Genomic DNA, 11959 nt, shown 5'->3' on the forward strand with positions numbered 1-11959 from the left:
GGGGTCCTCTTTACGTTAAGCGTTATTGTCCAGGCGCACACCTTCGCGCTGCAGGCGGTCCCGCAGCACGCTGATTTCCACCTCTAAATCCGTGTTTGAATTGTCCATAAGCGACCGGGTCTTGGCGACAAAATTTTCCTCAAGATCGGTCAGCAACATCATGTAATCTGAACGCGCGCCCGCATCGCGGCTGCGCGCATAGACATCGGCAAACTTGGAGGTCGCATCGCGCGCACCCATCAAATAGACCGACAGGAATTTCTTGGCCGCGGTCAGGTCGCGCGGATCATCCTCGACCGTGCGCAGCATATCGCGCACCGAGCTTTGAAACCGTTCCACGCGCGCCTCAACCTGCCGGTCACCCGCACGTTTGATCGCATCGGACATCGCGGTGAGATAGCTTTCCGCCTTGTCCACGGCCCGCGCCACGCGGTCGGTCTGGAACTGGTCCACTCCGTCCATGCCCTTGTCCTTCAGCGGGTCAAAGCCGAAGGCAAAACTGTGCAGCACGGTACCAAGAATGCCGTAAATCATTGGCTCGACCAGCCCACCGCTGGCGGCAAACCCGGCCACGGCCAGACCAATGCCGGTCAGCAGAGAGGCCAGCATCTTGCGCGGCAACCCCGGGCGGCGCGCCACCTTGCGCGCCTCATAGGCCTCTTGCGCTTGAATGCCCTCGCGGGTCAGCCATGCGGCCAACAGCAAAACGCCCAAGGCAATCAGGTTCAGCAGCAGATCGCTTGGCCCGCCGGTAAAGGCGCGCCAGATCAGGGGCAGGGGCGCAAGAAACAGAAGATTGACGCGGCCCCCGGCACGGGTGCGCACAGCACCACGATAGCTGCCCTGATCTGCAGGACCCTGCCCATCAGGGCTGAACTTGCCTCCAAAACGTTGCGCCATCTCAGACGCCCCCCGCGATCGATACGAATAGGATCAGCAGGACCAGCACGAAAAATGCCAGTTTTTGAAGACCTGTCTCGGACATGAAGGCCTCCCATCGGCCCGTTGTTAAACCTCTGTAAACTTAGGCGATGCCGGAGCGGCATACTAGGGGGAAGATCGCGCGCAAAGGCTCACAGCGCAAAATCGCGCGCTCTTGCCCGTTTTTTGCGGCCCGAACGCGCTCCCTGAGATCTCTGCGCACCGATCCCTGTACAGGGGCGATATCGCTCTGATACGACCTTCACATGACAAATCATGATTTTGTTCCGCGTGGCGCGGCCAGTTTGCGGGTGGACTATGACGGCCCGCCCCGGGATTTCTATTTCCTGCTGGTGCCGCGCCTGACCTTGCTGGCGTTCAGCGCGGCGCTTGAACCGCTCAGGATCGCCAATCAGGTCGCGGGCAAAGAGCTTTATCGCTGGTACTTGATGACCGAGGATGGTGCGCCGGTGCGGTGTTCCTGCGGTGTCACGCTGACCCCTGATGCAGGTTTGTCGGATGTGCCCCGTGATGCGCGGGCCTTTGTCTGCTCCGGGGTCGAACCTGCCCGGCATAATTCAGCGCGGATAGCGGCCTGGGTCAGCCGCCAGAAGGCGTTTGGCGGCCGGGTGGGTGGTATCTGCACCGGGGCCTTTGCCCTGGCCCGCGCCGGAATGCTGAAGGGGCGCAGGTTCACTCTTCACTGGGAAAATCAGCCCGCCTTTGTCGAACAATATCTCGACCTGCCCCCGACGGGGCGGCTGTTTGAGAACGATGACGGGTTGCTGACCTGTGGGGGCGGCTCGGCGGCCACCGATATGATGCTATCGCTGATTGAGGGTGATCATGGGGCCGAGATGGCCGCGATCGTCGCCGATATGTGTCTGCATCAACGCAGTGGCGCGCCTGACACGGCTCAACGCAGCGCCCATTCCCGCGCGCTGTCCAGTCGCAACCCCCATCTTCTGGCCGCGATCCAATTCATGAGCGAGACATTGGAAACCCCGGCTGATATCGACGAGGTCGCCGCGCGCACTGATATCTCGCGCCGCCAGTTGGAGCGCCTGTTCCGACAACATGTCGGGCAATCGCCGGTCCAGTTCTATATGGATTTGCGGGTGTCGCGGGCCCATGCCTTGTTGAATGAAACCAGCCTCAGCGTGGCCGAGATCGCCGCTGCGACCGGGTTTGCCAGTTCATCGCAGCTCTCGCACCGGTTTCGCAAACGTTATGGGCGCGCACCGGGGGCCTATCGCAAAAGCTGGACCGCGCTGGCCGGGGGTTAGCGCCGCGTACGTCGGGTCACTTTGCGCGGACCCGGCTTGCCACCGGGCTTGCGGGTTGGCTTCTTACCGGGCTTTCCGGCTGCTGGCGCGGTGTCTGGCGCTTCCAGCCCCAGTTGATCGCGCAGCACGCGGGGGCGGATTTCCTGCACCTCGCCGGGCTTCAGCTGTCCCAATTGAAACGGCCCATAGGACACCCGGATCAGCCGGTTCACGACCATCCCGACCGCCTCCATCGCGCGGCGGATTTCGCGGTTCTTGCCTTCGCGGATGGCCACGGTCGCCCAGGCGTTTGCACCTTTCTGACGATCCAGGGTGACGACCATCGGTTGAAATTTCTCGCCATCCAGGGTCAGCCCGGAGCGCAACGGCTCAAACGTGTCATCCGCAGGGCGGCCATTCACCCGCACGCGGTATTTGCGCACCCAGCCTGTCGAGGGCAATTCAAGTCGCCGTTTCAACCCGCCGTCATTGGTCAGCAGCAACAAGCCTTCGGAATTGATGTCCAGCCGCCCGACACTCATCACGCGCGGTAAATCCTCAGGCAGGTCTTCAAAAATCGTGGTGCGACCTTTTTCATCGCGGTTGGTGGTCACCAGCCCCGTGGGCTTGTGATAGAGCCACAGGCGCGCTGGTTCGGGCGCGGCCAGATCGCGGCCATCGACCGTGATCTTATCCGCCGCAGTCACGTTCAGGGCCGCGCGGTCGATCACGGTGCCATTCACGCTGACGCGCCCGGCTTCGATCATCCGTTCGGCCTCGCGCCGACTGGCCACGCCCGCGCGGGCAATCACCTTGGCGATCCGATCGCCAGGAGGGGTTTTTTCACTCATACCGCGCCGCATAGCGCAATCAGCGCCCTTGCGAAAGCGGTGATGAGCGGGCAAAGACCGGCCATGACGTTCAAAAGCCATATGCAGGCTGCGCTGGAGCAGGCGCGCGCCGCTGCGGATCGCGGCGAGGTGCCGGTGGGGGCTGTTCTGGTCTCACCCGAAGGGCAGATCGTGGCGAAGGCAGGCAACAGAACGCGCGAGTTAAGCGATCCGACGGCGCATGCCGAGGTGCTGGTGATCCGCGAGGCCTGTGCCGCATTGGCGAGCGAACGGCTGCCCGGGTATGACCTTTATGTCACGCTGGAACCCTGCGCGATGTGCGCCACGGCCATCGCCAGTGCCCGGATCGCGCGGCTCTATTATGGCGCCGCCGATCCCAAATCCGGCGGCGTGGCCCACGGCGCGCGGGTGTTTTCGCACTCCCAGTGCCACCATGTGCCCGAGGTCTATGATGGGATCGCGGCGGATGATGCGGAAAAGCTGTTGAAAGGTTTTTTTGAAGCGCTGCGCTAATCCTGCCATCGACTCCGTGGCCCAATTGCCAGTTTAGGCTTGAAAGCTGCAGATCAAGTTACTGTCTCAGGTGACGGCTTTGAGTCCTTTGCGATCATTGACCTAAGCTGCGCGATGGCCAGACCGCAGGATGGCGATCCAACATCTCTGCTGTGCACTTTATGGCAGCCAAGTCCTTAAAAGATCAGAGCGATGCGCCTTCCTCACCAAATCGCCAGCCCTTGCGGGCGGTCTGGCGATCGCGCGGTGGCCTGCGGCCTTGATTCCGCGCGGAGGAAAGGCCAGCTTCGTCCCACAAAGTTATATATACCGAGACACCTCGTGAGCCTGACCAGGGAAAGCTGGCGTGGCCTTGTGATGCCAGTATTAACATTTGCAATTTCTGGAGCTGAGGTGGACACTCCGGATGACGTTTAGACGGAAACACTCGGAGGCCCCCATGACATCTCATCTGAGCCACCAGACTGTTCAGGAATTTCACCAGCACGGGGCCACCGTTCTGAAAGGTGTGTTTGCTGACTGGATCGGCACGCTGCGCGACGGGGTGGATTACAACATGGCGCACCCGGCCCCCAATGCGCGGGATTACAAGACCGATGAAGGGGGGCGGTTCCTGTCGGATTATTGCAATTGGGACCGGATCGACGCCTATCGCGATTTCATTTTCAACTCACCGGCTGCCGAAATCGGGGCGGAGCTGATGGGCAGTACCTCGGTACGGCTGTTTCATGAGCATGTCATCGTCAAGACCGCCAAAACCGGTATGCCCACACCCTGGCATCAGGATCTGCCCTATTACTGTATCGACGCCACGCAGACCGTCAGCATCTGGATTCCTCTGGACGTGGTGCCGCGTGACCGCACGCTGGAGTTTGTGGCCGGGTCGCATAAGTGGGGCAAGTTTTATCGCCCGCAACGCTTTGATGGTACCGCGTTGAACGAAAATGACGGGCTTGAGGAACTGCCTGATATTGATGGCCATCGCGACGATTATGACATCCTCGGCTGGGCGCTGGAGCCGGGGGATGCGGTGGCGTTTGACTATCGCACGGTCCATGGCGCACCCGCGAACAACTCGCCGTCGGCACAGCGCCGCGCGTTTTCCCTGCGATTGGTAGGCGATGACGCAACCTTTGCGCGTCGCGATGGGATTATCAGCTCGCCTCCCTTTGAGAACGTGGCCCTGAAACATGGCGACCCGCTGGAGGCGGCTGAATTCCCGGTGCTTCTCCAGTCTGGTTTTTAGTTCAAAGCAGTGCCCTGATGGTGGTAGATTGGGACGATGAAAAACTGGCTCAGAAAAACAGTCCTTGTTGTGTCTTCGGGCTTTTCGGCTCTGTTCCTCTTTGCGTATTACGACCTCTATTTCAAAAGAAAAAACTGTTTCAATGAGTTAGGTCGATGTTTTGACAGCGATTCCGGAGTTGTCCATTTGGAACAGTCAGGAGTAGCATCGCTGTCTCTGGCGGTGTTCACCTCTGGTGTAGCGCTCTACCAACTGTGGCGTTTGACTCGCTGAACCATGGCGCTTCGGGTTCAAAGCAGCCTCCCGTTCTTATTGGCTTAGGACAGTTGATGCGCCCCGGTGTTTGCAGCCATCTGGATCGCTTGCCCGGCGGCCCAGCCCGAGGACCATGCCCATTGGAAATTGTACCCGCCCAGCCAGCCGGTGACATCAACACCTTCGCCGATGAAATAGAGTCCCGGCACGGTGTTGGACATCATGGTTTTCGAGGACAACCCGTCAGTGTCGATCCCGCCGAGCGTAACCTCGGCGGTGCGATAGCCCTCTGATCCGCTGGGGGTCAGCGACCAGTGACGCAGTGCCGCGACAGTCTCGGCCAGCTTGGCATCAGAATGATCGGCCAGCTTGCTGTGCATCGGGATGTCGGCGCTCAGATGCTCGACCAGTCGCGCGGGCAGGTGCCGCGCCAGTTCGGAGGACAGGTGTTTGCGCCCCGAGGTCTGTCGTTGATCGCGCAGGGCGTTCAGCAAAGTGCCATCCGGATCGAGGTCAATCGTAATCGCTTCACCTTCCTGCCAATAGCTGGAGATTTGCAGGATCGCGGGCCCGGACAATCCGCGATGGGTGAACAGCACCGCCTCGTCAAAACTGGCCTTCGCATTTGACACCCGCGCCGGGGCGGCGGTGCCCGAGATGGACGCAAAACGTTGATCGGAAAAGGTGAAAGGCACAAGGGCAGGGCGCGTCTCTCGCACAACATGACCAAACTGGCGGGCAATGTCATAGGCCAGCCCGGTGGCACCCATCTTGGGAATGGATTTGCCCCCTGTGGCCACGACCAAGTGTCGCGCTGTGACAGCGGTGCGTTTGCCGTTTCGCTCCAGAATGGCCGTAAAATGCGTGCCGTCATGGAAGAGGTCGGCCAAAGAGGTTTCAAGCCACAGTTCGGCCTCGGCACACTCCATTTCGGCGCGCAACAGGGCAATGATCTGGCCTGACTTGCCGTCGCAAAACAGCTGTCCCAGCGTTTTCTCGTGCCAGGTGATGCCATTGCGCGCCAACAGGTCGATGAAATCCCATTGGGTATAGCGGCTGAGCGCGGATTTGCAGAAATGCGGATTGCCGGAAATGAAATTCTCAGGCCCCGCATACATGTTGGTGAAGTTACACCGCCCGCCGCCCGAGATGCGGATTTTCTCGCCCGGGGCCTTGGCATGATCAATCACCAACACGCCCGGCCCGGCATGGGCCGCGCACATCATACCGGCCGCTCCGGCCCCAAGGATAAGTGTGTTCACTTGCATTAGGGGGCCATGCCGCATGGGCCGGTCAGGGTCAAGTTTCTGTGAGGGCATTGCGGTGGTGCCAAGGCCGCGTCATGACTGAACGGGCATTTTTATTCGGAGCAAAACTGATGCAGGCACCCATCGCAGGAGAGGATTTTCCCAAACAAACCGTGGGCCGTCTGGGCGGTGGAACGCTGAAATTGGGTGCACCGCAAGGCGATCACGACTGGCAAATGGTGATCGTCTATCGCGGACTGCATTGCCCCTTGTGCAAAAAGTATCTCAAGACACTGGAGGAGGTTGCACCACAACTTTCGGCCAACGGGATCGACACCGTGGTTGTGTCGGGCGATCCGGAAGAGAAGGCGCGGGCCCTTGCCGAAGAAGTTGGCGTCTCTGTCCCTGTGGGGTACGACCTCAGCACAGATCAGATGCAGGCGCTTGGCCTTTACATTTCGCATCCGCGCAGCCCGCAGGAAACCGATCGGCCGTTCCCGGAACCCGGTCTGTTCATTGTGAATGAAAAAGGTGAACTGCAACTGGTCGATATCTCCAATGCGCCCTTCGCGCGGCCTGATCTGGCGGCATTGGCCGGTGGGTTGGACTGGATCCGTGCCAATGACTACCCGATCCGTGGCACCTGGCAGGGCTGATTGCCGCCCCTCGTCTGAGTGCTTCCCAGAGCGCCCCGGACCTGCTATGGTGCGCCAATAGACCCCGAAAAGGGGCGATATTTGAGGCAGTAATCGGCGGTTACGATGACAGAGATGGTCTATGGGGCGGTCCCGGCACGGGACGGGGAACCCATTTTGCCCAAGTGGTGGCGCACAATCGACAAATGGTCGGTATCGTGCGTTTTGATGCTGTTTGGCATCGGCATTTTGCTGGGGCTGGCGGCCTCACCCCCCCTGGCGGAAAAGAACGGGTTTGATCCCTTTCATTACGTGCAACGGCAGGCGTTTTTTGGCGGCCTCGCGCTGACCACCATGTTCCTGACCTCGATGATGAGTCCGCAATTGGTGCGCAGACTGGCGGTTGTCGGTTTTCTGGCTGCGTTTGTTGCCCTGATTTTGTTGCCTTTCTTTGGCACCGATTTCGGCAAAGGCGCGGTGCGGTGGTATTCGCTTGGCTTTGCGTCGGTCCAGCCGTCCGAGTTTCTCAAGCCCGGTTTTGTCGTCGTGGCGGCCTGGATGATGGCGGCCAGTCAGGATGTGAACGGCCCGCCGGGTATCAGCTGGTCGTTTTTGCTGGCCGTGGTGATCGTGACCTTCCTCGCCATGCAGCCCGATTTTGGACAGGCTTGTCTGGTGCTGTTCGGCTGGGGCGTGATGTATTTTGTGGCCGGTGCGCCGATCATCCTGTTGTTGATCATGGCGGGGCTGGTTCTGCTGGCGGGCAGCTTTGCCTATGCCAATTCTGAACATTTCGCGCGCCGGATAGATGGTTTTCTGTCGCCCGATGTCGACCCCACCACACAGCTCGGCTTTGCCACCAACGCCATTCGCGAAGGCGGGTTCTTTGGTGTTGGTGTGGGCGAGGGTGAGGTCAAGTGGTCGCTGCCGGATGCCCATACCGATTTCATCATTGCCGTGGCCGCTGAGGAATACGGGCTGGTTCTGGTCCTGTGCATCATCGCGCTTTACGCCATCATCGTCGTGCGCTCGCTTTTGCGCCTGATGAAGGAACGTGACACGTTTATCCGCCTTGCAGGCACCGGGTTGATTGCCATGTTCGGTGTGCAGGCGATGATCAACATGGGTGTGGCCGTAAGGTTGTTGCCCGCCAAAGGTATGACCCTGCCATTCGTCAGCTATGGCGGGTCGTCCCTGATCGCGGGGGGCATCGCGGTGGGGATGCTGTTTGCCTTCACCCGCTCACGTCCACAGGGGGAAATCCGGGATATTCTGCGGGGGCATGTGCGGTGAGCCAGAAACAGCCTCTTCTTATTATCGCGGCTGGCGGGACGGGGGGACACATGTTTCCAGCCCAGTCGCTGGCCGAGGTGATGTTGCGCCGGGGCTGGAAGGTGAAGCTGAGCACGGATGCGCGCGGGGCGCGTTATACAGGCGGATTCCCCCATTCGGTGGCTGTTGAGCAAATCGCCAGTGCTACATTCGCGCGTGGCGGGGCTTTGACCAAGCTGTTGGTACCGTTTCGAGTGCTGGGTGGCGTGATCGGTGCGACCTTGCGGATGATGCGCGACAAGCCGGACGTGGTGGTCGGTTTTGGCGGCTATCCGACGATACCGGCGCTGGGCGCGGCCTGGCTGTTGCGCAAACCGCGGATGGTACATGAACAAAACGGTGTGCTGGGGCGGGTGAACCAGATTTTCTCAAAACGCGTCGACCATGTGGCCTGCGGCACATGGCCTACCGCGCTGCCCGATGGCGTCGAAGGCGTGCATGTGGGCAATCCGGTGCGCGCCGCTGTGTTGGAGCGGGCAGGGGCCGCTTACATCCCGCCGGGTGATTACCCGATGTCGGTGCTGGTGATTGGCGGCTCACAGGGCGCGCGCATCCTCAGCGATGTCGTCCCGCCCGCCATTGCCGCCCTCCCGATGGAATTGCTGCGCAATCTCCGTGTATCGCACCAGGCCCGTGACGAGGATGGGGAACGCGTGGCGGCTTTTTATACCGAGCATGGTATCAATGCCGAGGTTGAGCCGTTCTTCCGCGATGTGCCCGCCCGGATGAGTGAGGCGCAATTGGTGATCAGCCGCTCGGGGGCGTCCTCGGTGGCTGACATCAGCGTGATTGGTCGCCCGTCGATCCTGATCCCCTATGCCGCAGCTGCGGGAGATCACCAAACCGCGAATGCCCGTGGGCTGGTTGATGCACAGGCTGCGATCCTGATCCCTGAAAATAGGCTTGAGGTCGACGCGCTTTCAAAGCATATGGCCAGCGTTCTGACCAATCCCGAGGCAGCGCAGCTAATGGCGCAGGCGGCCCTCGGCGTTTCCGCACCGGATGCGCCCCAGACATTGGCCGATATGGTCGCAACACTTGCAGGGCACCCGCCGCAACGCAACGAGCAGACGTAAAACAAGAGCGTGCCCAGAAAGGCCCGCCGGAAAGGACGACGAGACATGAGGGATTTTGGCAGTGAAGGAGCGCTTCCCATGAACGCAGCCACCAAGCTACCGGGCGATGTGGGCCCGATCCATTTCGTCGGGATTGGCGGTATTGGCATGTCGGGCATTGCCGAAGTTCTGCTGAACCATGGCTATACTGTTCAGGGTTCGGACCTCAAACGCTCAAAAATCACCGACCGGCTTGAGGCCAACGGCGCAACGATCTTTGAAGGCCAGGTGGCCGGGAACCTTGAGAATGCTGAAGTGGTGGTGATCTCGACCGCGATCAAGCCGGGCAATCCCGAACTGGACGAGGCCCGCACCCGCGGCCTGCCGGTGCTGCACCGTGCCGAGATGCTGGCTGAATTGATGCGCCTGAAATCCAACATTGCGGTGGGCGGCACTCATGGCAAAACCACCACCACCACGATGGTGGCGGCGTTGTTGGATCATGGCAACTATGACCCCACAGTGATCAATGGCGGGATCATCCACGCCTATGGATCGAATGCGCGGGTCGGGCAGGGCGAATGGATGGTGGTTGAGGCGGATGAATCCGATGGCACCTTTACCCGGCTGCCCGCCACCATCGCGATTGTCACCAATATCGACCCTGAACACATGGATCATTGGGGCGATTTCGACACGCTGCGCGAGGGCTTCTATGAATTTGTCAGCAACATTCCGTTTTACGGTCTGGCCGTGTGCTGCACCGATCATCCCGAGGTACAAACGCTGGTGGGCCGGATCACCGACCGCCGGGTTGTAACTTTCGGCTTTAATGCCCAGGCCGATGTGCGCGCCACCAACCTGACCTACAAGAACGGCGTGGCGCATTTTGATGTCGAACTGCGGGCCGAGGACAAGATCATTAAGGGCTGCACCCTGCCGATGCCCGGCGATCATAACGTCAGCAATGCGCTGAGTGCTGTGGCCGTGGCGCGCCATCTGGGTATGAAGCTGGACGAAATCCGCGCAGCACTGGCCGAATTCGGGGGTGTGAATCGCCGCTTTACCCGCGTTGGCGAAGTGGACGGCGTGACCATTATCGACGATTACGGCCACCACCCGGTTGAGATTGCCGCCGTACTGAAAGCAGCGCGGCAAGCCACCGAGGGCCGCGTGATCGCCGTCCATCAGCCGCACCGATATACCCGCCTGCAATCGCTGTTCGAAGATTTCTGCACCTGTTTCAACGAGGCCGATGTGGTCGCCATTGCAGATGTGTTTGCCGCGGGCGAAGAGCCGATCGAGGGCGCATCGCGTGATGATCTGGTGGCCGGGCTGATTGCTCATGGCCATCGTCATGCCCGTGCGATCCATGATGAAGCGGACCTTGAACGGCTGGTGCGTGAACAGGCTCGGCCCGGCGATATGGTGGTCTGTCTTGGCGCCGGCTCGATCAGTACCTGGGCCACGGGCCTGCCGGACCGGTTGAAAGGCGCGTCATGACGCTGATTGGATTATGCATTGCCTGGGTCCTGGCGGCGACCGCGGTGGCGTTTTTGCCCCTGCGTTTTCAATATGTGCCGGGCATTGCCCTGCTGATCGGAGCAGGCGTGCTGATCTGGTTGCTGGCTGGTGACTACGGCCTGCTGCCTGCTGCACTGGGCCTGCTGGCCGTGATCTCGATGTTTCGCAAACCGCTGCGCTATTTTGCCTTGCGGGCAATGGGTCAAACCCCGGAGGTGCCGAAATGAGCCTGTCATTGATCTTGGCCTGTGTTTGGGCGGTGGTGGCCAATGTGCTCGCCATGCTGCCCAGTCGTGACAATCACTGGCGTAATGCATATATTCTGATCGCAATTGGTATTCCTTTACTGGGCTACGTCACGTACGAAAATGGGCCTTGGGTTGGCATGCTCGTACTGGCGGCGGGAATGAGTGTTCTGCGTTGGCCTGTGATCTATCTGGGCCGCTGGATACGGCGGTTTTTCGGCGAGGAGCAAGGCGGATGAGCATGGTCACATTGATAGCCTTTGCGCCACTGGGCGCGTTGGTGGCAGGCGGTCTGGCTGGTGGTGTGCTTGGGCTTTACGCCACGCCGCGCGCCAGCTTTTGGGCTCTCGGCGCGTTTGTGGTCATTATCCTGGGCTTGCTTGTGCGTCTGGCCATGGTCGGCCCGGGTGCCGAGGAGCAGGCCTTTGCCCCCTTCGTGGCGCTGACGGGCGGGGCCTTTCCGGCGCTGTTGGGGGCGGTTCTGGGATGGTTTGGCGCGCGGGCATTGGCGCGGCGCTCGGATTCCTGATCTGGACAGGCTAGGCCTTCCCCACGCAAACTGACGTTATGCAGTTTATCATTCCAATCCTGTGTTTTGTTGTGCCGCTGATTGCAGGCCTTTTCGCCGTGCGTCAGGGAATTGGCTGGGCCGTGCCAGTGCTGGCGTTGGGATTTGCGACTCTGATGGTCTGGGCCATCTGGAAGGGCCAACAGGCGCAGGGCTGGGACGGAATTGGATATGCAATTGCCGCGATCCTGATGGCGGCCCCGGCGGCCTTGGGCACGCTTGTGGGGCGCGCGATTGGCTGGTGGCGCAAGCGGCGTGCCAAATCTCTTGCAGTTGATGGGCCCCGCGATTAGCAGGGGCGT

At 60.6% G+C, this 11959-nt stretch carries 14 protein-coding genes; 11 read left to right on the forward strand and 3 right to left on the reverse strand.

Annotation, left to right across the window (positions count from 1 at the left end):
- Positions 1-15: 15 nt before the first annotated feature.
- A complete protein-coding gene (locus V6N02_RS00895; RefSeq protein WP_371223358.1) occupies positions 16-900 on the reverse strand; it encodes a 5-bromo-4-chloroindolyl phosphate hydrolysis family protein in 885 nt (294 codons plus the stop codon).
- 287 nt (positions 901-1187) lie between these two features.
- On the opposite strand from V6N02_RS00895, the gene V6N02_RS00900 reads away from it, so the two are divergent.
- A complete protein-coding gene (locus V6N02_RS00900; protein WP_371223360.1) occupies positions 1188-2207 on the forward strand; it encodes a GlxA family transcriptional regulator in 1020 nt (339 codons plus the stop codon).
- On the opposite strand, the gene V6N02_RS00905 is transcribed toward V6N02_RS00900, so the two are convergent.
- On the reverse strand, positions 2204-3037 hold the full coding sequence (locus V6N02_RS00905) for a pseudouridine synthase (protein WP_371223362.1): 834 nt from the start codon (positions 3035-3037) through the stop codon (positions 2204-2206). The two genes, V6N02_RS00900 and V6N02_RS00905, sit on opposite strands and share 4 nt — an antisense overlap.
- A gap of 63 nt (positions 3038-3100) precedes the next feature.
- On the opposite strand from V6N02_RS00905, the gene V6N02_RS00910 reads away from it, so the two are divergent.
- Positions 3101-3550 carry a nucleoside deaminase gene (locus V6N02_RS00910; RefSeq protein ID WP_371223364.1) on the forward strand — a complete coding sequence of 150 codons (450 nt, stop codon included), beginning with the start codon at positions 3101-3103 and terminating at the stop codon, positions 3548-3550.
- 439 nt (positions 3551-3989) lie between these two features.
- Positions 3990-4796 (forward strand): phytanoyl-CoA dioxygenase family protein, encoded by an 807-nt coding sequence (locus V6N02_RS00915; RefSeq protein ID WP_371223366.1) that lies wholly within the window; start codon positions 3990-3992, stop codon positions 4794-4796.
- 317 nt (positions 4797-5113) lie between these two features.
- Here V6N02_RS00915 and V6N02_RS00920 read toward each other — a convergent pair whose 3' ends face one another.
- A complete protein-coding gene (locus tag V6N02_RS00920) occupies positions 5114-6319 on the reverse strand; it encodes a BaiN/RdsA family NAD(P)/FAD-dependent oxidoreductase (protein ID WP_371223368.1) in 1206 nt (401 codons plus the stop codon).
- A gap of 110 nt (positions 6320-6429) precedes the next feature.
- Between V6N02_RS00920 and V6N02_RS00925 the strand changes: the two genes are divergently transcribed.
- The 8 genes from V6N02_RS00925 to V6N02_RS00960 all read left to right on the forward strand — a co-directional run bounded on the left by V6N02_RS00925 (position 6430) and on the right by V6N02_RS00960 (position 11950).
- Entirely contained in the window at positions 6430-6954 is a 525-nt protein-coding gene (locus V6N02_RS00925) for a redoxin domain-containing protein (RefSeq protein ID WP_371223370.1), read from the forward strand.
- A gap of 105 nt (positions 6955-7059) precedes the next feature.
- Positions 7060-8226 carry a putative lipid II flippase FtsW gene (gene ftsW / locus V6N02_RS00930; protein ID WP_371223372.1) on the forward strand — a complete coding sequence of 389 codons (1167 nt, stop codon included), beginning with the start codon at positions 7060-7062 and terminating at the stop codon, positions 8224-8226.
- A 50-nt stretch (positions 8227-8276) separates the two neighbouring features.
- Complete coding sequence (locus tag V6N02_RS00935) at positions 8277-9341, forward strand: UDP-N-acetylglucosamine--N-acetylmuramyl-(pentapeptide) pyrophosphoryl-undecaprenol N-acetylglucosamine transferase (RefSeq protein ID WP_371223375.1); 1065 nt, start codon at positions 8277-8279, stop codon at positions 9339-9341.
- Positions 9342-9419: 78 nt separating this feature from the next.
- Complete coding sequence (gene murC, locus V6N02_RS00940; protein WP_371223377.1) at positions 9420-10823, forward strand: UDP-N-acetylmuramate--L-alanine ligase; 1404 nt, start codon at positions 9420-9422, stop codon at positions 10821-10823.
- A complete protein-coding gene (locus tag V6N02_RS00945) occupies positions 10820-11071 on the forward strand; it encodes a DUF2484 family protein (protein ID WP_371223379.1) in 252 nt (83 codons plus the stop codon). Before murC ends, V6N02_RS00945 begins: the two co-directional genes overlap by 4 nt.
- Positions 11068-11328, forward strand: a complete 261-nt coding sequence (locus V6N02_RS00950) for a DUF2484 family protein (RefSeq protein ID WP_371223382.1) — start codon at positions 11068-11070, stop codon at positions 11326-11328. Before V6N02_RS00945 ends, V6N02_RS00950 begins: the two co-directional genes overlap by 4 nt.
- Positions 11325-11618: a hypothetical protein gene (locus V6N02_RS00955; protein WP_371223384.1), complete on the forward strand. Its 294-nt coding sequence runs from the start codon at positions 11325-11327 to the stop codon at positions 11616-11618. Before V6N02_RS00950 ends, V6N02_RS00955 begins: the two co-directional genes overlap by 4 nt.
- Positions 11619-11656: 38 nt before the next feature.
- Complete coding sequence (locus tag V6N02_RS00960; RefSeq protein ID WP_371223386.1) at positions 11657-11950, forward strand: hypothetical protein; 294 nt, start codon at positions 11657-11659, stop codon at positions 11948-11950.
- Positions 11951-11959 lie beyond the last annotated feature (9 nt).

Origin of the sequence: Roseovarius conchicola (genome assembly GCF_041403425.1) — a bacterium.
Taxonomy (GTDB): domain Bacteria; phylum Pseudomonadota; class Alphaproteobacteria; order Rhodobacterales; family Rhodobacteraceae; genus Roseovarius; species Roseovarius conchicola.

Coding starts and splice junctions, on each gene's coding strand:
- V6N02_RS00895 (WP_371223358.1), bottom strand. CDS start 900: ATGGCGCAACGTTTTGGAGGCAAGTTCAGCCCTGATGGGCAGGGTCCT.
- V6N02_RS00900 (WP_371223360.1), top strand. CDS start 1,188: ATGACAAATCATGATTTTGTTCCGCGTGGCGCGGCCAGTTTGCGGGTG.
- V6N02_RS00905 (WP_371223362.1), bottom strand. CDS start 3,037: ATGAGTGAAAAAACCCCTCCTGGCGATCGGATCGCCAAGGTGATTGCC.
- V6N02_RS00910 (WP_371223364.1), top strand. CDS start 3,101: ATGACGTTCAAAAGCCATATGCAGGCTGCGCTGGAGCAGGCGCGCGCC.
- V6N02_RS00915 (WP_371223366.1), top strand. CDS start 3,990: ATGACATCTCATCTGAGCCACCAGACTGTTCAGGAATTTCACCAGCAC.
- V6N02_RS00920 (WP_371223368.1), bottom strand. CDS start 6,319: ATGCAAGTGAACACACTTATCCTTGGGGCCGGAGCGGCCGGTATGATG.
- V6N02_RS00925 (WP_371223370.1), top strand. CDS start 6,430: ATGCAGGCACCCATCGCAGGAGAGGATTTTCCCAAACAAACCGTGGGC.
- ftsW (WP_371223372.1), top strand. CDS start 7,060: ATGACAGAGATGGTCTATGGGGCGGTCCCGGCACGGGACGGGGAACCC.
- V6N02_RS00935 (WP_371223375.1), top strand. CDS start 8,277: ATGTTTCCAGCCCAGTCGCTGGCCGAGGTGATGTTGCGCCGGGGCTGG.
- murC (WP_371223377.1), top strand. CDS start 9,420: ATGAACGCAGCCACCAAGCTACCGGGCGATGTGGGCCCGATCCATTTC.
- V6N02_RS00945 (WP_371223379.1), top strand. CDS start 10,820: ATGACGCTGATTGGATTATGCATTGCCTGGGTCCTGGCGGCGACCGCG.
- V6N02_RS00950 (WP_371223382.1), top strand. CDS start 11,068: ATGAGCCTGTCATTGATCTTGGCCTGTGTTTGGGCGGTGGTGGCCAAT.
- V6N02_RS00955 (WP_371223384.1), top strand. CDS start 11,325: ATGAGCATGGTCACATTGATAGCCTTTGCGCCACTGGGCGCGTTGGTG.
- V6N02_RS00960 (WP_371223386.1), top strand. CDS start 11,657: ATGCAGTTTATCATTCCAATCCTGTGTTTTGTTGTGCCGCTGATTGCA.